The 20,102-nt window shown below is 69.7% G+C and carries 18 protein-coding genes and 1 riboswitch; of the genes, 13 read left to right on the plus strand and 5 right to left on the minus strand.

All coding sequences use genetic code 11. From position 1 onward, the window contains the following. Positions 1 to 14 precede the first annotated feature (14 nt). From ACZ6O0_RS08840 to ACZ6O0_RS08850, 3 genes are read left to right on the plus strand one after another with little or no spacing between them, the layout of a single operon-like run. The gene (locus ACZ6O0_RS08840) at positions 15 to 1,010 is read left to right on the plus strand and encodes a sugar phosphate isomerase/epimerase family protein (protein ID WP_465764263.1); all 996 of its coding nucleotides are present in this window, start codon (positions 15 to 17) and stop codon (positions 1,008 to 1,010) included. Further along, positions 1,007 to 1,918 carry a transketolase gene (locus ACZ6O0_RS08845; protein ID WP_465764264.1) on the plus strand — a complete coding sequence of 304 codons (912 nt, stop codon included), beginning with the start codon at positions 1,007 to 1,009 and terminating at the stop codon, positions 1,916 to 1,918. The genes ACZ6O0_RS08840 and ACZ6O0_RS08845 overlap by 4 nt, the downstream gene beginning before the upstream one ends. Beyond that, positions 1,915 to 2,883, plus strand: a complete 969-nt coding sequence (locus tag ACZ6O0_RS08850; RefSeq protein ID WP_465764265.1) for a transketolase family protein — start codon at positions 1,915 to 1,917, stop codon at positions 2,881 to 2,883. Before ACZ6O0_RS08845 ends, ACZ6O0_RS08850 begins: the two co-directional genes overlap by 4 nt. On the opposite strand, the gene ribB is transcribed toward ACZ6O0_RS08850, so the two are convergent. Next, positions 2,867 to 3,481, minus strand: a complete 615-nt coding sequence (gene ribB / locus ACZ6O0_RS08855; RefSeq protein ID WP_465764266.1) for a 3,4-dihydroxy-2-butanone-4-phosphate synthase — start codon at positions 3,479 to 3,481, stop codon at positions 2,867 to 2,869. The genes ACZ6O0_RS08850 and ribB overlap by 17 nt on opposite strands. 102 nt (positions 3,482 to 3,583) lie before the next feature. After that, positions 3,584 to 3,717, minus strand: a riboswitch (FMN riboswitch). 54 nt (positions 3,718 to 3,771) lie between these two features. Here ribB and ACZ6O0_RS08860 point away from each other — a divergent pair. The 7 genes from ACZ6O0_RS08860 (at position 3,772) to ACZ6O0_RS08890 (ending at position 11,785) form a co-directional block, all read left to right on the plus strand. Continuing rightward, entirely contained in the window at positions 3,772 to 5,250 is a 1,479-nt protein-coding gene (locus tag ACZ6O0_RS08860; RefSeq protein ID WP_465764267.1) for a glycoside hydrolase family 140 protein, read from the plus strand. Positions 5,251 to 5,281: 31 nt separating this feature from the next. Continuing rightward, positions 5,282 to 6,259 carry a sugar-binding transcriptional regulator gene (locus ACZ6O0_RS08865; protein ID WP_465764268.1) on the plus strand — a complete coding sequence of 326 codons (978 nt, stop codon included), beginning with the start codon at positions 5,282 to 5,284 and terminating at the stop codon, positions 6,257 to 6,259. Further along, entirely contained in the window at positions 6,260 to 7,612 is a 1,353-nt protein-coding gene (locus ACZ6O0_RS08870) for a threonine/serine exporter family protein (RefSeq protein WP_465764269.1), read from the plus strand. A 200-nt stretch (positions 7,613 to 7,812) separates the two neighbouring features. After that, entirely contained in the window at positions 7,813 to 9,015 is a 1,203-nt protein-coding gene (locus tag ACZ6O0_RS08875; protein ID WP_465764270.1) for a 3,4-dihydroxy-2-butanone-4-phosphate synthase, read from the plus strand. A 512-nt stretch (positions 9,016 to 9,527) separates the two neighbouring features. Further along, the gene (locus ACZ6O0_RS08880; RefSeq protein ID WP_465764271.1) at positions 9,528 to 9,926 is read left to right on the plus strand and encodes a cyclic nucleotide-binding domain-containing protein; all 399 of its coding nucleotides are present in this window, start codon (positions 9,528 to 9,530) and stop codon (positions 9,924 to 9,926) included. Positions 9,927 to 10,044: 118 nt separating this feature from the next. Beyond that, positions 10,045 to 11,007, plus strand: a complete 963-nt coding sequence (locus tag ACZ6O0_RS08885) for an adenylate/guanylate cyclase domain-containing protein (protein WP_465764272.1) — start codon at positions 10,045 to 10,047, stop codon at positions 11,005 to 11,007. A gap of 4 nt (positions 11,008 to 11,011) precedes the next feature. Further along, positions 11,012 to 11,785, plus strand: coding sequence for a GNAT family N-acetyltransferase (locus tag ACZ6O0_RS08890; RefSeq protein WP_465764273.1), 774 nt, complete (start codon positions 11,012 to 11,014; stop codon positions 11,783 to 11,785). Here ACZ6O0_RS08890 and ACZ6O0_RS08895 read toward each other — a convergent pair. Then, complete coding sequence (locus ACZ6O0_RS08895) at positions 11,782 to 13,029, minus strand: HAAS signaling domain-containing protein (RefSeq protein ID WP_465764274.1); 1,248 nt, start codon at positions 13,027 to 13,029, stop codon at positions 11,782 to 11,784. The two genes, ACZ6O0_RS08890 and ACZ6O0_RS08895, sit on opposite strands and share 4 nt — an antisense overlap. Continuing rightward, positions 13,026 to 13,355, minus strand: coding sequence for a PadR family transcriptional regulator (locus ACZ6O0_RS08900; RefSeq protein WP_329483504.1), 330 nt, complete (start codon positions 13,353 to 13,355; stop codon positions 13,026 to 13,028). Before ACZ6O0_RS08900 ends, ACZ6O0_RS08895 begins: the two co-directional genes overlap by 4 nt. Before the next feature lie 557 nt (positions 13,356 to 13,912). Here ACZ6O0_RS08900 and ACZ6O0_RS08905 point away from each other — a divergent pair. Next, complete coding sequence (locus ACZ6O0_RS08905) at positions 13,913 to 14,836, plus strand: helix-turn-helix domain-containing protein (protein WP_465764275.1); 924 nt, start codon at positions 13,913 to 13,915, stop codon at positions 14,834 to 14,836. Between the two features lie 250 nt (positions 14,837 to 15,086). Here ACZ6O0_RS08905 and ACZ6O0_RS08910 read toward each other — a convergent pair whose 3' ends face one another. Continuing rightward, on the minus strand, positions 15,087 to 17,024 hold the full coding sequence (locus ACZ6O0_RS08910) for a Xaa-Pro dipeptidyl-peptidase (RefSeq protein WP_465764276.1): 1,938 nt from the start codon (positions 17,022 to 17,024) through the stop codon (positions 15,087 to 15,089). Positions 17,025 to 17,171: 147 nt separating this feature from the next. Here ACZ6O0_RS08910 and ACZ6O0_RS08915 point away from each other — a divergent pair, with 147 nt between their 5' ends. Next, a complete protein-coding gene (locus ACZ6O0_RS08915; protein ID WP_465764277.1) occupies positions 17,172 to 18,185 on the plus strand; it encodes a LacI family DNA-binding transcriptional regulator in 1,014 nt (337 codons plus the stop codon). A gap of 14 nt (positions 18,186 to 18,199) precedes the next feature. Next, complete coding sequence (locus tag ACZ6O0_RS08920; protein ID WP_465764278.1) at positions 18,200 to 19,102, plus strand: 1,4-dihydroxy-2-naphthoyl-CoA synthase; 903 nt, start codon at positions 18,200 to 18,202, stop codon at positions 19,100 to 19,102. Positions 19,103 to 19,105: 3 nt separating this feature from the next. Here the strand turns inward: ACZ6O0_RS08920 and ACZ6O0_RS08925 are convergent, their stop codons facing one another. Further along, a complete protein-coding gene (locus tag ACZ6O0_RS08925) occupies positions 19,106 to 20,047 on the minus strand; it encodes a ricin-type beta-trefoil lectin domain protein (RefSeq protein WP_465764279.1) in 942 nt (313 codons plus the stop codon). Positions 20,048 to 20,102 lie beyond the last annotated feature (55 nt).

The following is a 20,102-nucleotide window of genomic DNA, read 5'->3' on the forward strand; positions in this document are numbered from 1 at the left end:
AAGGAGAGATGACGATGACTGACATGCCGGTCTTCGGCGCGGGTATCTGGCATTTCGCGACCTACAAGGACCGCTATGCCACCGACGGCTACGGGCCGCCGGTCGGGTTGCTCGAGCAGATCGACCGGGCCGGCGCCGTCGGCGACCTGTCCGTGGTCGACCTGAACTGGCCGTTCGCCGGGTACGACGGGACGCTGGACGAGGTCAAGGACGCCCTGAAGCGGAACAATCTCAAGGCGATCGCGATCACCCCGGAGATCTACACCCGCGACTTCGTCAAGGGGTCGCTCACCAACCCGGACCCCGCAGTTCGCAAGCAGGCGCTCGAACTGTTGCACCAGGCAACCGAACTGGCGAAGGACCTGGGCTGCTCGTACGTGAAGCTGTGGCCCGGCCAGGACGGCTGGGACTACCCGTTCCAGGTGAACTACCACGACATCTGGAACCTCGCCCTGGACGGCCTGAAGGAGCTCGTCTCGGCGCACCCCGACATCAACTTCGTGATCGAGTACAAGCCGCGCGAGCCCCGGGTCAAGATCATCTTCCCGAACGTCGCACGGACGCTGCTCGGGATCGAGAAGATCGGCCTGCCCAACCTGGGCATCCTGCTCGACTTCGGCCACTCGCTCTACGGCCAGGAGACGCCCGCCGACGCGGCCCAGCTGGCGATCGACTACGGCCGGCTGTTCGCGATCGACGTGAACGACAACCTGCGCGGCTGGGACGACGACATGGTCGTCGGCTCGGTGCATTTGGTCGAGACCTTCGAGTTCTTCCACACCCTGCGCAAGAACAACTGGGAAGGTGTCTGGCAGCTGGACCAGTTCCCGTTCCGTGAGGACAGTGTCGAGGCCGCGAAGCAGGCGATCCGTTTCCTCAAGGCGATCCACCACGCGCTCGACGTCCTGGACGACGAGGCGCTCGCCGCGGCGCAGGCGTCGCACGACGCGCTGGCGGCGCAGCGGCTGGTGCAGAAGGTCCTGCTGAGCTCGATGTCGGAGCTCGCATGACTCTCACAGTCGAGCACGCGACGATGCCGGTGCTCGGGCGGCTGCCGATCCACACCAGCCGCGCAGAGCAGATCGCGCACATCGCCGAGGCCGCCAAGCAGATCCGGATCCAGGACCTCAAGCTGGTCCATCACGCCGGCGCCGGCCACATCGGCGGCGACTTCTCCGCGATCGACATCCTGGCCACCCTGTACGGCGCGGTGCTCGACATCTCACCAGAGACGGTGGACGACCCCGAGCGGGACCGGTTCATCCTGAGCAAGGGCCACGTCGCCGGCGCGCTCTACACGACCCTCGCCGCCTTCGGCATCCTGCCGGTCGAGGAGCTGGCGACGTTCCTCAAGCCGCTGTCGGCGCTCAACGGGCACCCGAACCGGAACAAGGTGGCCGGCGTCGAGGCCAACACCGGTCCGCTCGGTCACGGGCTGCCGATCGCGGTCGGGCACGCCTTGTCGGCCAAGCTCGACGTCTCGCTGCGCCGTACGTATGTGCTGGTCGGGGACGGCGAGCTGCAGGAGGGCAGCAACTGGGAGGCGATGATGGCGGCCTCGCAGTATCAGCTGGACCGGCTGACCGTGATCGTCGACCGGAACCGGCTGCAGCAGGGTGCGACCACCAAGGAGACCAACGACCTCGATCCGCTGCCCGAGAAGGCGACCGCGTTCGGGTTCGCGGTGGTCGAGGTGAACGGCCACGACCACGGTGAGCTGCTCGACGTGCTGTCCGCCGTACCGTTCCGGCCGGGCAAGCCGACGTTCGTGATCGCCCACACGCACAAGGGCCACCCGATCTCGTACATGAGCAACAACGTCGCCTGGCACCACCGCGTGCCGAACGAGGCGGAGTACCAGCAGGCGTTGGCCGAGCTGGAAGCTGTTGTTCCCAGATATGCCAAGGAGCCGGCATGACCGTCGTCCACAGCCCCTCGATCGCCGACCAGCCGCGGTACGACTGCCGGGACGCGTACGTCGACACCCTGGCGGAGCTCGCGCACGCGGACCACCGGATCGTCGGCGTGGTGAACGACTCGGTCGGGTCGAGCAAGCTGAACAGTTTCCGCAAGGCGTTCCCGGACCGGCTGATCAACGTCGGCATCGCCGAGCAGGACATGGTCGGGGTCGCCTCCGGCCTGGCCAACGGAGGCCGCATCCCGTTCGTCTCGGCCGCGTCGTGCTTTCTGACCGGCCGCGCGCTGGAGCAGATCAAGGCCGATGTCGCCTACTCGAACACCAACGTGAAGCTCTGCGGCATGAGCCCGGGCGTCGCGTACGGCGAACTCGGCCCGACGCACCACTCGGTCGAGGACATCGCCTGGTTGCGGGCGATCGCCAACATGACCGTGATCGTGCCGGCCGACCCGATCGAGACCGCGGCGGCGCTGCGGTGGGCGGCCGCCTCGGACGGGCCGGTGTTCATCCGGGTCAGCCGGATGAGCGTGCCCAAGGTGTACGCCGACGACTACGAGTTCCAGCTGGGCAGGGCGATCACGGTTCGCGATGGTGGCGACGTGACGCTGATCAGCAACGGGACCGTGCTGTGGCGGGCGATCGCCGCGGCCGAACGGCTCGCCGAGGAGGGGATCTCGGCCCGGGTGCTGTCGATGCCGACGGTGAAGCCGCTGGACATCGACGCCGTGGTCGCGGCCGCGCGGGAGACGGCCGGAATCGTGACCGCCGAGGAGGCGGTGTCCGGTGGCGGCCTCGGCGGGGCCGTCGCGGAGACCGTCGTCCAGCATCATCCGGCCAGGGTGTCGATCCTCGGGTTCCCCGAGTTCGCCCCCACGGGCTCGGCCGGCTACCTGCTGGACCGGTACGGGCTCTCGCCGGACGGCATCGCGGACGCCGCCCGGCGGCTGGTCACGACAGGTAAGTGACCAGGTCGGCGATCGAGATCATCGCGAAGCCATGGGTATCGGCGAACGTGCGCAGGTCGGCGCCGGTCATCAGAGTGCCGTCGTCGTTCATCAGCTCGCCGATCACGCCGACCGGTGGCAGTCCGGCGAGCCGGACGAGCTCGACGGTGGCCTCGGTGTGACCGGGCCGCTGCCGGACCCCGCCGTCGACCGCGCGCAGCGGCAGGATGTGACCGGGCCGGATCAGATCCGCGGGCCGGGCCGCCGGGTCGGCCAGCACGCGGACGGTCCGGGCCCGGTCGGCGGCCGAGATGCCGGTGCCGACGCCGGTGCTCGCGTCGATCGAGACGGTGTAGGCCGTCCGCAGGCTGTCCTGGTTGTGCGGCACCATCAGCGGCAGCTCGAGCTTGTCGAGGATCTCGGCCGCGGACGGCGCGCAGACGTACCCGCTGGTGTGGCGGACGAGCAGCGCCATCAGTTCGGGGGTGGCCAGGCTCGCGGCGAAGGTCAGGTCGCCCTCGTTCTCGCGGTCCTCGTCGTCGACGACCACGACGGGTCGCCCGAGGGCGATCTCGTCGATCGCTCGCTGAATGGTGTCCAAAGTGGTCGCGGTGCTCACGGTCGCTGTCCTCTCGGCGTGACATGGCATGGCACTCCGGGGCAACGACAAGCTCCACGAGACCGCACGACGGCAGGCGTCGCACGGGCACCGCGAAGACTGCCACGTGCGTCTTCCCATCCGGACTTTCACCGTCGGTCCCGGAGTTCCACCAGGTCAACCGGACACCCTCGCGGGTGCACGGGTCGCGGACTGTCACCGCCGGCTCGGAATTTCACCGACCCCAGAGCACGTGTGGTCTTGCAGATTCAGCGGTCAGTTTATCGGTCCGAACCCCCCTCGGGAGTGTCATGTCCATCTCAGTCGTCTGGCGTCCGATCGAACTCTCGCTGACTTCCGCGGAGGAGTGGGTGGAGTTCGAGCACGAGAGCGGCCTCCGGTTGCGGCGTCCGGTGTTCGCCGACGGCGGCGATACCTGGAAGGTCCGCTTCGCGGCCCCCGAACCCGGTCGCTGGACCTGGTCGGGCGGTGAGTTCACGGTCGGGGTCGCCGAGGACGAGCCGAATCCGTTCTACCGGCACGGGTTCTGGCGGATGGCGCCCGGCGGCCGCAGCCTGGTGCACGCCGACGGGACGCCCGCGATCCTGGTCGCGGACACCGCGTGGGCGCTGCCGTGGCGGGCGACGCCCGAGCAGGTCCGCGAGTACGCCGCCGACCGGCAGGCCAAGGGGTTCAACGCGGTCCTGCTGATGACCGTCCAGCCGGACATGCGCGCGGTCGGGCCGCGCGACCGGACCCAGGACGAGGGCTTCGACGTGGCCTTCGAGGATCTCGCCGACGGGCATCTGCGGGAGCCGAACTTCGCGTACTTCCAGTACCTCGACGAGCTGCTCACGATCCTGGTCGAGCACGGGCTGGTCCCGGTCCTGCAGCCCGTGTTCCAGGGCTTCGGGTGGAAGGGCCTCGACGTCGCCGGCACCGTCGTACCGCCGGCTGAGTACGCCGCGTACTGCCGCTACCTCGTCGCCCGGTACGGCGCTCAGCCCGCGATCTACCTGGTCGGCGGGGACGGGACGGGGTTCGAGCCGCAGGTCGCCGCGGGTGGCGCCGAGGTCCACGCGGCGGACTGCTACGGCCAGCCGACGGGCATCCACTACCGGCCACACATCCACGCGCGGGCTCACCAGGACGCGGACTGGCTGGACTTCCAGTGGTGCCAGACCGGACACACGGGTGAACACGTGCCGGAACGCGTGGCGGACATGTGGCGGAACGAACCCGTACGGGCGGTCGCGAACGGCGAACCGACGTACGAGAACACCGGCCGGACCGGCGTGGGAGCCGGCTGGTGGCAGGGGCACGAGGCGTGGAGCAACCTGTGCGCGGGCGGGACGATGGGCGTCGTCTACGGTGCCGGCAGTCTGTGGCAGTGGCGGTTGCATCCCGACGAGCCCGGTCACTCCGACTTCTTCCTCGCCCCGGGCGCGGGCTGGCGGGAGGCGATCGGCTTCGAGGGATCGACGTACGTCGGTCTGCTCGGGAAGATCCTGGCCGGGCTGCCGACGACGGACCTGGTGCCGGACTGGACCCGGGTGATCTCGGGCCGGGCGCTGCGCGGGGCCGACGGTCTGCTGATCATCTACCGCGAGCACGGCGGGACGGTGCCGGTCTTCGACGACACGGTGCCGCTGAACTACACGATCGTGGATCCCCGCGACGGCTCGGTGGTGGCGACCGGCAAACGCGACTCGCCGTCGGCGGTGATCCCCGATCCGGGCGGTAGTCCGCGGGTCTACCTGTGCATCAGACACGACCTGCCTGACCTATAGTCCAGATCTGGTTCTGTCGAAGGGGGTTCTCGTGGCGAACGGCAACCGCTCGGTGCGTCAGCCGGGGCTGGACGAGCTGCGGCTGCTGGCCAAGGTGGCCCGGATGTACCACGAGAAGGGCATCCGGCAGCCGCGGATCGCCACCGAGCTGAACCTCTCCCAGGCGCGGGTGTCCCGGATGCTGAAACAGGCGGTCGAGGTCGGCATCGTGCACACCGTGGTGACCATGCCGAGCGGCGTGCACAGCGATCTCGAGGACGAGTTGCAGGCCCGGTACGGCCTGCGGGACGCGGTCGTGGTCGACACGCTCGGGGTCGGCGACGAGGTGCTGCCGGCGCTGGGCTCGGGGGCGGCGGCGTACATCGACATGACGCTGACCGGCGGGCACGTGATCGGGATCTCGTCCTGGAGCGAGACGCTGATCAGCGCGGTCGACCGGATGCCACGCAAGAGCGTGCCGGTGGTGGACAAAGTGGTCCAGATCGTCGGCGGTCTCGGTGACGCGGCGGTGCAGATGCAGGCCACCCGGCTGACCGCGCGGTTCGCCGAGCTGACCGGTGCGATGCCGGTCTACCTGCCCGCGCCGGGCCTGGTCGGGACGCCCGCGGTGCGGCGCGCGATGATGAACGACGTGTCCGTTCAGGACGTTCTGGGCACGTGGGGACAGCTCACCGACGCACTGGTCGGAATCGGCAGCCTCGAACCTTCGCCGCTGCTGCAGCGCAGCGGGAACGCGGTCGCCGAGGCCGACCAGGACGAGCTCCGCCGGCTCGGCGCGGTCGGGGACGTCTGTTTCCGGTTCTTCGACGAAGAGGGAAAGCACGTGCGTTCGAACTTCGACCAGCGAGTCATCGGCGTGACCGCGAAGGAGCTGCTGGCGGTGCCGCGCCGGATCGGCGTCGCGGGCGGTGAGCGGAAGTTCTCCGCGATCCGGGCCGCCCTGCTCGGCGGTTGGGTCAACATCCTGATCACCGACCTCGCAATGGCCCACCGCCTGCTCGGCGCGTAGATGGAGCCTGACGAGCAGCGGGAGGTCTACCGGACCATCGACCTGGCCCTGCGGGTCGGGGAGGTGCTGCTGTCGAGTGGCGCCGGGACGGCGGACGCGACCGCGACCATGCTCGGTGTCACCGCGGCCGGCGGGTTGCGCGGGTGCGAGGTCGACATCACCTTCACCTCGATGGCGATCTCGTACCAGGCCGCGCCGGACGTCGCGCCCGAGACTCACATGCGCGTGGTCCGGTACCGGTCGCAGGACTTCTCCCGGCTGACCGACGTCGACCGGCTGGTCCGGCGGTTCGCCCAGGGCGAGGTGACCCGCGACGAGGCGAGCCGTGAGCTGGCCCGGCTGACATCCGCGGGTCCGCCGTACCCGCGCTGGAGCGCGGTACTGGCTTGGGGCGTGATGGCCGGCGGCGCCACGCTGTTGCTCGGTGGCGGCTGGCTGATCACGTTGGTCGCGGTCGTCACCGCGGTCGTGATCGACCTGAACAACCGGTGGTTCAGCCGGCAGCGGCTGCCCACGTTCTACCAGCAGGTGGCCGGCGCGTTCGTCGCCACCGCGGTCGCGGTGATCCTGTACGCCGTGCACGCACCGGTGAAACCGTCCCTGGTCGTTGCCGCAGGCATCATCATGCTGCTGGCCGGGATCGCCCTGACCGGTGCGGTCCAGGACGCGATCACCGGGTACTACGTGACCGCGGCGGCCCGCAGCCTCGAGGCGATGCTGCTCACCGGCGGGATCATCGCCGGCGTCTCGCTCGGTCTCGCGATCGGGCTCAAGCTCGGTCTGCACGTCGGGATCGAGGCGCAGACGATCCAGCTGGCCAACCTGCCGATCATGGTCGGCTCCGGTGCGCTGATGGCGGTTGCTTTCGCCTACGCGTCGTACGCACCGCTGCGGGCGTTGCTGCCGGTCGCCGTGATGGGCGGGCTCGGCTCCTTGGTGTTCACGCTGATGACGCGGGCGTCGTTCGGTCCGGCCTGGTCGACCGCGGCGGCGGCCTTCGTCGTGGGGCTCGGCAGCTACTCGCTCGGCCGGCGGTCCGGGGTGCCGCCGCTGGTCGTCGTCGTGTCGGGGACGATTCCGTTGCTGCCGGGACTCACGATCTACAAGGGCCTGTACGAGCTGATGAGCCTCGGCGATCTGCTCGGCATCGTGAGCCTCGCGACCGCGGTTGCCATCGGAGTAGCTCTTGCCTCCGGCGTCATTCTCGGCGAGTACGTCGCTCAGCCGATCCGCCGCGAGGCCCGCCGGCTCGAGGACCGCCTGGCCGGCCCTCGCCTCGTCGGACCGCGGCGCCCGGTACGCCGTCGTACCGGGCCTCGTCGTACCCGCAGACGTCGCTCGGCGGAGGTCTAGCCCCCGAGCTCGGGCACCGGGGTGTGGTTTACTGCCGATTGGTGCGATTCCACGGTGTGACGGTCGGGAGCGATCCCGGGCCCGTCGGCTCCGCCGGGCGGCGGAGTGACCCGGCTGCGACCGGGGCCATGCGGTGATACCCCGCTTCAGCTCGGACCACCCCGGTCCCTGGCCGCGACACGAGCCACGGAGAGCGAAGCATGTTCACAGGACGAATCGAGCACACGGCCACGGTTGTCGAGACCGACGGCGACGTACTGCGGATCAAGACCGACCTGGCGGTCCTGCCAGGCGGCGCGGTCTGTCTCGACGGGGTCAGATTCACCGCGGAGCCGGCGCCCGCGGGCGAACTCCGGGTCACCGTCACCGACGAGACTCGGCGCCGTACCACCCTCGACCGGCTGATCCCCGGAACCACGATGCACGTCGAGCTGCCGGTGGCCGCCGGCGACCGCATAGACGGCCACCTCCTCCAAGGCCACGTCGAAGCCGTCGGGAAGGTCGTGCGGGTCGACCTGGAGCCCACCGGGCACCGGGTCTGGATCAAACCGTCCGAACGACTGCTGGCCCGGCTGGTGGCGAAGACGTCGGTCGGGATCGACGGCGTCAGCATCACGATCGCCGAGGTGCTGAAGGACCGGTTCTCCTTCGTACTCGTGCCGAACACGCTGCAGAAGACGAAGCTCGGCGACCTGGCTGCGGGCGACCGGGTGAATCTCGAATCCGACCTGCTCGTCCGGATGGCGCGCGATGGTCATGGTCCCTCGCTGCTGCGGGCGGTCGCGGAGTTGCCGTGGGCTGGGCAGCTCAGCGGCGAGGTCGGCGTACAGAAGGTTGTCGCGCAGATCGCGGCCGGTGGCGGGGTCGTTGTCTGGGACCCGACCGCCGAGGGGGAGGGTGATGTGGTCTTCGCCGGTGAGCGGTTCCGGCCGGAGGCGATGAGGTTCCTGCTCACGCAGGCTTGTGGGCATACGACGGTCCCGTGTGCGGCCGACGTACTGGAGCGGCTGGAGATCTTGCCGATCCCGGGGGAGGGGGACCGGCAGGGTACGGCGATGCATGTGCCGGTGGATCTCGCGTCGTCGCCGGGGACCGGGGTGGCCGCGGCGGAACGGGCTGCGACGATCCGCCGGCTCGCGTCGGCGGACGCCGTACCGAGCGACTTCCTCCGGCCGGGTCATGTGTTTCCGCTGGCGGCTCGGCCGGGGTTGCTGGCCGAGCGTCAGGGGCACACCGAGGCGACGGTCGCGTTGTGCGTCGCGGCGGGGCTCGCGCCGGTCGGGGTGTGCTGCGAGGTGATGCGTCCGGACGGGGTGATGGCTGGTGCGGCCGACCTGGAGCAGTTCGCGCTCCGGTGGGAGCTTCCGATGATCGACATCCACGATCTGGAGCGATGGCTGTGAAGGGCGCGGAGCTGTACGACGATCCTTCGTTCCTCCGCGGCTACCGCGAACTGCGCCGGACCGGGCTCGGGATCAACGACGAACTCGAGATCCCCGCGATGAACGCCGCTCTGCCACCGGTCACCGGCCTCCGGGCAGTGGACCTGGGCTGCGGCGAGGGCGCACTCGCCGTCCGCCTCGCGTCACGTCATCAAGTACCACCGCACCATCGCTTCGATCCTCAGAACCCTCCACCACCACGCCTTCCGCCTGACCCGACTCGACGAACCCCTCCCCACCCGCGCCCAAGTAACCCGCCACCCCCACCTGGCCCCCCACCGCCACCACCCGCCACTCCTCCTCATCTCCGCCACCACCGGGGTGCGGCAGGGCGGGTACGTGCACTGGGCAACGGATGACGAGGACGGCGGTTCGGTGGGTGCGGGTGACCCCGGCGGTGGTCAGCCGTTAGAGTTACTGACTGGAAACATCGGCTGATCGCCGGGGTGGCCCGGCGGGCTCGGAGGATCGACGTGGCACTGGGTAGGACATCCCCGCGGGACCTGCCGCTGTTCGCGGATCTGTCCGGACGCGACATCAGGGACGTTTTCCGGGCCGGCGAAGAGGTCTCGGTGCCGGCCGGCTGGTCGCTGATCCTGGAGCAGACCCCACCGGACGCGGCGTACCTGATCCTGAGCGGTACGGCGGCGGTCCGGGTGAAGGGCGAGGAGATCGCCGAGCTCGGCCCCGGTGACATCGCCGGCGAGGTCGCGGTCCGGAAGAACACGTTGCGGACGGCAACCGTCACGGCCAAGTCGCGGCTGCAGCTGCTGCATTTCACCCGGGAGAAGTTCGACGACCTGACCCGTCGCCTGCCCGCGTTCCGCGACGCCATCGACGCCACCATCGCCGAGCGCCGCGGTGGTTCCTGACCCCCGGCCGCCCGGCCCGCCCGAGCCCTCCCCCAGCTCCCCCGCCCCGGCCCCGGCCAACCCCCGATCGGTCACGCCCCACCACCCACCCACCCGCGAGACAGCGGACGGTCGGCAGGTGGATCTGGGGCCGCTGCAGCGGGCGTTCGAGCGGGCTTTGCTGGGTGGGGAGCGGAAGTTCACGCGGGTTCAGGTGTCGGAGCGGGCGGGGATCTCGATCGCGCGGGCTGAGCGGATGTGGCATGCGCTGGGGTTCGCGACGGTGCCGGATGACGAGGTTGCGTTCACGGATGATGATGTCGAGGCGCTGCGGTTGGTGGCGGCGCTCGAGGACGACGACTTCATTGATCCGGAGATGGAGTCGTCGCTGGCTCGCAAGCTGGGCCAGACGCAGTCCCGGCTGGCGTCCTGGCAGTCCTCGATGTTCTTGGAGTTTCTGGCGAGTTCGAAGCTGTCCGCGGACGAGGCGATCGAGGTCGCCGGTCTGCTGTTGCCGGCGATGGAGCGGCTGCAGACCTACGTGTGGCGGCGACACTTAGCTGCGGCGGCCGGGAGAGCGGTCGCCGGATCGGATGAGCTGGCACGCGGCGTACGCGCCGTCGGGTTCGCCGACATCGTCAGTTTCACCCGGTTGACCCGGCGGCTGACGGAGGCCGAGCTCGGTCAGCTGATCGAGCGGTTCGAAGGGATGGCGGCGGATGTCGTCGCGTTGAACGGCGGCCGCGTGATCAAGTCGATCGGTGACGAGGTGCTGTTCGTCACCGACACCGCGGCTCAGGGCGCGGCCGTCGCCCTGGCACTGCAGGACGCGGTCACCGCGGCCGAGGACCTGCCCGACCTGCGGATCGGCCTCTCCTACGGCACCATCCTGATCCGCCTCGGCGACGTGTACGGCGAAGTCGTCAACCTCGCCGCCCGGCTCACCTCGGAATGCAAACCCGGCCGCGTCCTCGCCGATCGCGAGCTGGCCGCCGCCCTCGACGGCCATCCCGAGTACCGCCTCCGCCGCCTCCGCCGCGTCTCGGTCCGCGGTTACCACCACCTCGCCCCGTACGCCCTCCAACGGGCTGAGCGACAATGACCCGGTGCGCGAGATCCAAACCACTGCCGACCTGATCCAAGCCAGTGGAGACGATCCGCTGATCGTCTGGGCCGCTCAGGGCTTCGGCCGAGGCGTCCGAGCCTGGTACGACGGGGACGCGGTGGCCGTCGCGTCACCAGACCTCTCGAAGCGCGACCGGCTCGCGGTCGCCGGGCCGCCGGAACTCGCTGCCCACCTCGCCACCGGCGTACTCGCGGAGGTGGGTTCGAGCTTCCGCCCGTTCGGTGACGAGAAGCTGGTGCGTGAACTCGCCGATCGGGTGCCGGGGCTGCAGTTCTCGGCCGCCTTCGGCTGGATGGAGACGCGGACGTCCCCGACTCACCAACGTCCCTCGGTGTCGCCGCCGGACGATCGGTCGTCATCCGGTGACTTGATGAGTGCGGGAGGTCCGGCCTGGCTTGATGGCGACGCCGGCGTGGAAGACCTGTTGACCGAGGCGTCCCCGGAGTCCTACGCGTGGCCCGGTCGGACCGGCGTACGTCGCTGGGCCGCAATCACCGGCGACGGCGGGCAACTGCTCAGCGTCGCGGCGGATGCCTGGAGCGCGCCGGAGGTCGGGTTCCTGGCCGGCGTCGCCACGCATCCCGTTGCCCGAGGCAAAGGATTGTCCCGGCGGGTCTGCGGTTTCGTCACCGCCGACCTGGTCGAGCGCCACGGCCGCGCCGCGTTGATGGTCGACGCCGACAATCCCGCCGCCATCGCGGTCTACCACAAACTCGGCTACACCTACCGACCCGTCGCCGCCGCGCACCTCTAACGACTGGGCGCGACGGTGAGGGTTACGCCAGGGGTCGACGGCTTGGCGATGGGCGGAGTCGGCTTCGCGGTCGGCGCCGCCGGCTTGTCGGTCGGGCCCGAGCTGGGTGCCGGCGTCGGGGTCGTCCGGATCGCCGGGGCCGGCGGGGCGACGAACGGGGCCTTGGTGGTGTCCTTGCAGTTCTCCGGGTCGGCGTTGCCGTTCTCGTCGGGGCTGACCACGGCCTGCGGGAACAGGTTGCTGGTGGTGTCGCGCGTGGTGGACCCGTAGTTCGCCGCGCAGTCCTGGAGGTCCAGGCTGATCGGGTTGCCGTCCTGGTCGTACAGGCGGACGTCGACCTGCTTGCCCTGGGCATCGAACGGGTAGATGTTCGTGATCTGGTTCCCGTTCAGCGTGAGGCCGTTCGACGGCGGGTTGTATCGCGATTCGCTGCCCCGGTAGTCGTTGTAGTGGCCGAACACGGTGAACGAGGTCCCGACGTACGCCGCGGCGAGGAAGGCCGGGACCGCGATGGTCGCGACGACGTTGAGCGGTACGACGTACCAGAGCCAGCGGCGGTCCTGCTGGGTCTTGCGGCCGATCCAGATCGAGATCGCGGCACCGGCGATCGAGCCGACCACGGTGACCGAGGCGGCGCCGAAGAGCGCGAAGAACCCACCGGCGCCGATCACGCCGCGGGCGACCCACCAGACCGGCTGGCCGATGCTGACCAGCTCGCGGCGGGCGTGCGGCGGGATCTGGTCGATCCAGCTGCGGATGGCGGCCGCGCCCTTGGTGCCGCGCGGGGTGTCCAGGACGATCCGCGGGTCGTGGCCGCGCAACGCCCGGACGCCGAGGAACGCACCGCCGAACAGCACCGCGAAGCCGAGCAGGCCGAAGAACGCGGTCGCGTTCTCGTCCCAGGCGAAGATGCCGATGGCAATGAAGAACGGTCCGGCGGTGGCCGCGATCAGGCCCCAGCGCAATGCCTTCCAGCCGGCCTCGAGGTGGGCGGCGCCGACCGGTTGGGTGCGGGGCGGATAGCCGGCCGCGGTCCGCAGTTCGTCGGCGTACTGCTGCGGGGTGCCGAGTCGCTCCTGCAGGGCCGTGATCGTCGGCTCGCCCTCGAACTCGGCGGCCACCTCGGTGAGGTGACCGCTGACGTCGTCGAGCACGTCCGCCAGCTCGCCCGGCGGCAGATCGCTGAGCTCGGCCCGCACCTGGGCCAGGTAGATCGCGACCGCTCCGGTCAGAGTGCTGTTCACGCGGCCTCCTTCTCCAGCAGCAACACCGACATGGTGTCGGCGAAGTGGTTCCAGGTCTTGGTGGACTGTTGGAGCAGCTCGCGGCCGGTTTTGTTCAGCCCGTAGTACTTCCGGTGCGGGCCTTCCTCGCTCGGCTGCACATACGACGTCAGCGCGCCGGCCGCGAACAGCCGCCGCAACGTCCCGTACACCGAGGCGTCCGCAACGTCCTCCAGACCGGCGGCCCGCAGTCGCCGGAGCACGTCGTACCCGTATCCGTCGGCGTCCCGCAGCACCGCGAGCACCGCCAGATCCAGCACGCCTTTGAGCAACTGGCTCGTGTCCATCGGACCTCCCTCGGCGCACCGGAAGGCCGGACCCCTCAGACCGCCCTCCCGGTGCTCTACCGACCACACTACTGCACACTGCGGAGTACTCCACAACACATCACGGGCAAGGTGGTCCCGGCGGATGTGGTTCGCCCACGCGCCCGCTACGCGCGCTCCTCCGTCGCGTGCTGCGCCGGCCGCTCCCACCCGCCCCTGGGTGTGCGGGCTGCCGCCCGCGTGACTGCACCGTGGTCCCGCCGATCCGTGACACATGAGCCCACCGCGCTCCGGCATCTGCGCAAGGCGGGATCGCGAGCGCGAGCAACTGGTTGGGGGAGGGTCCTGCCGCTAGCCGCTCCCATCCCCCGTCGGTGTGCGGGCTGCCGCCCGCGTGACTGCACCGTGGTCCCGCCGGTCCGGATACCCGAGGCACACCGTGATCCGGGTCATGCGCGAGGTGGGGACCGACAGGTCGAGGTGCTGGCCGGGGCCGGAGGGGCGTGGATCGGCGGCGCGAGCGGGGTTCAGCAATTTCGATCAAGTGCGGTGGGGGCTGGGCGGGGCACAGTGGGGGTATGGCGGATGTGTTCGAGGAGTTCGTTGCCGTGGTGGCCGAGGGGCTGGCGGGGGACGAGCGGGTGAACGGGGCCGGGCTGGCGGGGCGGGTGCACCTGTCGCGGTTTCATTTCGATCGGGTGATCGGGGCGGCGGCGGGAGAGTCGCCGTTCGCGTTCCGGCGGCGGGTGCTGCTGGAGCGGGCGGCGTACCGGTTGCTGGCCGAGCAGGTCGCCGTACTGGATGTCGCGGTGGAGGCCGGGTACGGGTCGCACGAGGCGTTCACGCGGGCGTTCGCCAGGGCTTACGGGATGTCGCCACGGGAGTGGCGGCGGGAAGCGTCGCGGGTGTTCTTCCTGGCGGCGCCGAGCGGGGTTCATTTTCAGCCACCGGCGGGCTTGCGCCTGCCGGCACGGAGAGAGGTGCGAGGGATGGACGTACTGGTCAGGATGGTCGAGCATCACGTCTGGTTGACCGGCGAGATGATCGAGCGCGGCGCCCGGCTGGACGCGGCGACGCTGGACCGGCCGATCGAGCTGTCGGTGGAAGGGATCGACGACGACATCTCGATCCGGTACCTGCTGGACCGGCTGGTCTGGCAGGAGGAGATGTGGCTGGCGTCGGTGGAGGACCGGCCGTTCCAGGTGCCGGAGTGCGGGCGGCAGGTGGTCACGCCGATCCCCGAACTGCGCGACCGGCACGCGCTCGCCGGCTCCCGCTTCGTTGCCCTGGTCAACCAGTTGAACGAGGACGGCCGCTTCGACGAGAGCTTCGTGGACACGACGTGCGAACCACCCCGCGTCTTCACGTACGGCGGCATGGTCGCCCACGTCCTCACCTTCGCCGCCCACCGCCGCTCACTCCTGATCGGCGCCTTCTACACCGCCGGCATCACCGACCTGGGCTTCGGCGACCCCATGCACTATGTAGCCGAAACCAAGTAGGGCTCACACCTCGACCAGTCGCTCGGTAGTTCGCAGGCCGACTTGCTGGGTGCTTTCCATGAACCACCTCGGCCATGTGGTCCATCGTCGCCTCCCGCCGGCACTCGGGGCCGTGGGGCCAGGGTCGACTCACCGGCTGCGAATCGACGTCAGCACGGTGTTCTCGGCGAAGCGCGATCAGCGCGCAACGTCGGGTGGGTGGAGCGGCGGCGGCGAGCGACAGCGAGGATAGCCGTCGCGTGGGAAGGAATCAGTTGGTGGGGTCGTGGAGGTCGGGGCGTTGGGTGGGGGTGGTGATGTCTACGGTGATGGGGGTGAGTTTGGTGGGGGCGGTGAGTTTGCCGGAGGTGAGGGGGAGGTTGAGTTTGCTGCCGGCCAGGTCGATGTCGATGGTGGCGCCGGTGTCGTTGGGGCTGGTCCACTCGGTGTCGGAGAGGGTGATGGCGAGGCCGATGATGCGGCCCTTGGGGATGATCTCGTCCTGGGCGCGGAGGGGGACGGTCACCGTCGTCCACTTGCCGGGGGTGAGCGGTGTCGGCGTGCTCAGCGACTTCGAGTGGGCGGCGTCGATCCAGCCGCGGCTGACGATGCCGTGGTCGCTCTGCTGGGTGAGTTTCTCGACCGTGTAGTAGCAGCTGTCGTCGTAGTCGGTACTGGAGCCTTCGCAGGTGCTCTCGTCCGTACGGCGGATGCCGGAGTACCGCTCGGCCTCGCCGTACTCGATCAGGCGGGCCGTGACCGGGGTGGTGACCGAGTCGGACTTGATCCGCAGGGTGACCGACGACGTACCGCTGATCCGGACCGGAACCGGGAGCGGCGCGGACAGGAACATCTGCCGGCCGGCGATCACGTCGGTCGGGTCGGCGACGATGTCGTCCTCGGTCAGGTCGGGGTCGTCGGTGATCGTGACGGATCCCTTGCCCGGGGCCCCTAGTTTGCCGGCGGCGAGCGGGACGGAGACGGGGCGGTTCACGGCCGGCCAGGTCTTGTAGTCGCGCCAGACGTCGGGCGAGGTCTCGACCGAGGCCATCGGCTCCTTCATCACGCCGTTCTGCAGACCCTGCAGCCAATAGTCGAACCACTTGTGCAGCTCGTCCACCCACGCGTCGCGGCGGAACTCGAAGGGATCGACGTGATCCTCCATGCCGAGCCACAGCTTGCGGGGCACGTTGTTCTTGGCGAGTGCGGCCCACCACTGCGAGAAGTGGTTGGTCTGCACGTTGTAGTCGCTCAGGCCGTGCGTCATGAAGACGGACGCCTTCACCTTGCTCGCGTTCTTCAGGTAGTCGCGCTCGGCCCAGAACGCCGTGTAGTCGCCGGTGTCGTCATCGTCGTTGTCACCGAGCTCGGCGCGGACCTCTTCACACGCGGGGCTGTCGTGGCCGACGTAGCCGCCGAGCCACGGCATGTAGTCGTCGGAGTACGGCACGCCGCCGGAGCGGGTGTAGTCGTACCACGAGGAGATCGCCGAGATCGGCACGATCGTCTTCAGGCCCTTGACCCCGGTGGCGGCGACCCCGTTGGCGAGCGTTCCGTCGTACGACTTGCCGATCATGCCGACCGCGCCGGTCGTCCAGGTCGCCTTCACCGGCCGCCCGTCGGCGGTGTGTGCGGTGTTGCGGCCGTTGAGCCAATCGATGACGTCGACAACGGAGTCGATCTCGTCCTTGCCGCCGACATCGCCGCAGCCGGTCGAACGGCCGGTGCCGACGATGTCCACGCCGACCATCGCGTAGCCGCGCGGGACGAAGTAGTTGTCGTAGTAGAGCGGCATCTTCTGGATGACGCCGTTCTCGTCGTAGGTCTTCTTCTCGCTCTCGTTGCCGCGTCCGCAGCAGGAGTAGTACGGCGACGCGTCCATGATCACCGGGATGCGGACGCCGTTCAGCGCGGTCTCGACCGGCCGGACGATGTCGACCGCGATCACGTCGTCCTTGCCGTCGGAGTCGGTGTCCATCGTCGTGTCGACGTACACGGACTCGCGGATCGCGGCCGAGTAGTCGTACACCGGCTGGGTGCTCCTGGTCGCCGGATCCACGTGCGCCGGCACGCTCGGTGCGGCGGCCGGAACGGGCACGCCGGAGGGGTCGTCCGGGATCGGGGCAGCCACGGCGGGACCGGTCACGGTCGCGAGGCTGAGCACGGTGGACGAGACCAGGATCGTCACCCTGGCGCGGACGGTCGTCATGGCTGGGAAGGCTAGTCACTCCCGCGCCGCAAAGCCAGGTTCTGCCGAGATTGGCAAGCACTTCCCCAGTACGCAGCGTGACGAGACACTGATTCCGATAAGGTGACCGCCACCACCCCCGGGGGGAGAGCAGGAAAGGGTAGGCCAGTGAATCTGCGAGCACCGGTGACATTGCTGGACGTGGCACAGCGCGCGGGCGTGTCGGTCGCGACCGCTTCACGCGTGCTCAACGGCGGGGACCGGGTTCCCCGTCCCGAGTTGCAGGAGCGGGTCAAGGCCGCCGCCGACGAGCTCGGGTACACGCCGAACGCGCAGGCGCAGGCGTTGGCGAAGTCGTCGACGAACGTGGTCGGCATCCTGGTCCACGACATCGAGGACCCGTACTTCGCGGCGATCGCGAACGGCGTGATGCGCGCCGCCGACGAACGCCATCTCCTGGTGATGATGGCCAGCACGTTCCGGGACTCGGAGCGCGAGATCGCTTACCTGTCGTCGTTACGGGCGCAGCGGGCGCGGGCCGCGGTGATGATCGGCAGCCGGCGGACCGACGCCGAGAGCCTGGCCCGGACCGCGACCGAGGTCGACACGTTCCTCAATTCCGGCGCCGGTCTGGCGCTGGTCAGCCAGTCCGGGATGCCGGCCCACACGATCGAGCCGGACAACCGTTCCGGCGCGGCCGCGCTGGCCCGCGAACTCGTCGCGCTCGGCTGGCGGAAGTTCGCCGTACTGAGTGGACCGGACACGCTGGCGACGGCGCGCGACCGGCGGATCGGATTCGTCGAGGGTCTGGCCGAGGCGGGGCTGGAGCCGGTGGACATCGAGGCCGGCGAGTTCACCCGTGATGGTGGGTACGCCGCGGCCGAGGTGATGCTCGATCGCCACGCCGATGTTGACTGTGTGTTCGCGGTGAACGACGTGATGGCGGTCGGTGCGATGTCCGCACTGCGGGCGCGCGGGGTCGACGTACCGGGCCAGTTGGGTGTGGCCGGGTTCGACGACATCGCGACGCTGCGGGACGTGTGGCCGGGGCTCACGACGGTCCGGCTGCCGCTGGAGCAGATGGGCCGGCGAGCGCTCGAGCTCGCGATCGAGGGCGGCGAGCCGACGACCGAGACCTTCAAGGCCGAGGTCGTCCTGCGGGAGAGCACCGCGAAGCCCTGAAATATGCTCGCGGGGTGACTGTCTCCGAGATCTTCGACGCGTCGGCCTGGAAACAGGTGGACGGGTTCGACCTGACCGACATCACCTATCACCGGGCGGTCGACGCCGGGGTGGTGCGGATCGCGTTCAACCGGCCCGAGGTGCGCAACGCGTTCCGGCCGCACACGGTGGACGAGCTGTACCGGGTGCTGGACCACGCGCGGATGTCGACCGATGTCGGCTGTGTGCTGCTGACCGGCAACGGCCCGTCACCGAAGGACGGCGGATGGGCGTTCTGCTCGGGTGGCGACCAGCGGATCCGGGGCAAGGACGGTTACAAGTACGCCGAAGGCACGACGGCGGAGAGCATCGACCCGGCGAAGGCCGGCCGGCTGCACATCCTCGAGGTGCAGCGGCTGATCCGCTTCATGTCGAAGGTCGTGATCTGCGTCGTCCCGGGCTGGGCCGCGGGTGGCGGGCACAGCCTGCACGTGGTCGCGGACCTGACCCTGGCATCCGCGGAGCACGCGCGGTTCAAGCAGACGGACGCCGATGTGGCGTCGTTCGACGGCGGTTTCGGATCGGCGTACCTGGCCCGGCAGGTCGGGCAGAAGTTCGCGCGGGAGATCTTCTTCCTCGGCGACGAGTACTCCGCCGAGGACGCGTACCGGATGGGCATGGTGAACAAGGTCGTGCCGCACGCGGAGCTCGAGGCGGTCGCGCTCGAGTGGGGCAAGAAGATCTGCGCGAAGTCGCCGACCGCGCAACGGATGCTGAAGTACGCCTTCAACCTGATCGACGACGGGCTGGTCGGGCAGCAGTTGTTCGCCGGTGAGGCGACTCGCCTGGCCTACGGTACGGACGAGGCCGCCGAGGGTCGCGATTCGTTCCTGGAGAAGCGCCCGGCCGACTGGTCGCCGTACCCGTATGCCTTTTAGTTCTTAGGATTTGTGCCACTTCTGGTTGGTGGCGCCGTTGCAGGAGCGCAGGGTCAGCCGGCCGCCGTTCGCGGTGGTGTCGGCGGTGACGCACTTGCCGGCGGTCGGATTGACCAGGTCGTGGTTGTTGTTGAGGGCAAACTTCTGGGCCCAGCCGCCGTTGCAGTTGACGAGCTGGACCTGAGTGCCTTCGGCGGTCGACGCCCAGGCGAGGTCCATGCACAGGCCCATCGACCGGATCGTGCCGTCGGGCTGGAAGGTCCACTGCTGGTTCGCCGTCGTTGCGCAATCCCAGAGCTGCAAAGGCGTTCCGTCCCGGCCGACGCCGTCGGTCGCATTCTGAACGTCGATGCAGCGGTTGGATCCGTAGTTCTGCACCGGAACCGCGCCGGCGGCGGCCTCGGGTGGTGGCCCGTTGGTGGTCGCCACTCGCGGCGGCGCGGAGGTCGTCGTGAGCGGCGGCTTCGCGGTCGCCGTTGTGGTGGTCGTCGTCCGAGCAGTCGTCTTCGTCGTCGTGGTCGCGGTGACCGTCGAGTTCGGCGGCTTCGGGACCAGCGGTGGTTTCCCGGTCACCGTGGCCGGCGGCACGGTGACGGTCACTCCGGGCATGACCACTGTCTTCACCACCTGGCCCGGCTTGACCGTCGTGGTCTTCGTCGGACCGGAGACCGGCGCAGGAGTCACCGTGACCGTCGGCGTCGCGGTCGGCCGGCTCGGCGTACCCAGAGCGACGTCGGCGGCGTACGTCGGCTCCGATCCGCCGCCGCCCGTGATCGCCGAGGCGCCGAGGACGATCCCGCCGGCCAAAGCCGCCACGATCGCGGTGGTGGACCAGGCCCGCCGGTCGGGCAGCCGGGTGATCCTGGGGACGCCGGGCCGCCGCGCGAACGTCTCCGCGAAGCGGGTCGACGAAACCGGCCGGCCGGGGGTTCGGGGTGACCGCACGTCAGCTCCTGTGCTCGGGACGGAAGGGGGACGGCAGAGCGGGTCCGAGGCAGAG

The sequence above is a fragment of the Kribbella sp. NPDC048837 genome, assembly GCF_055586945.1.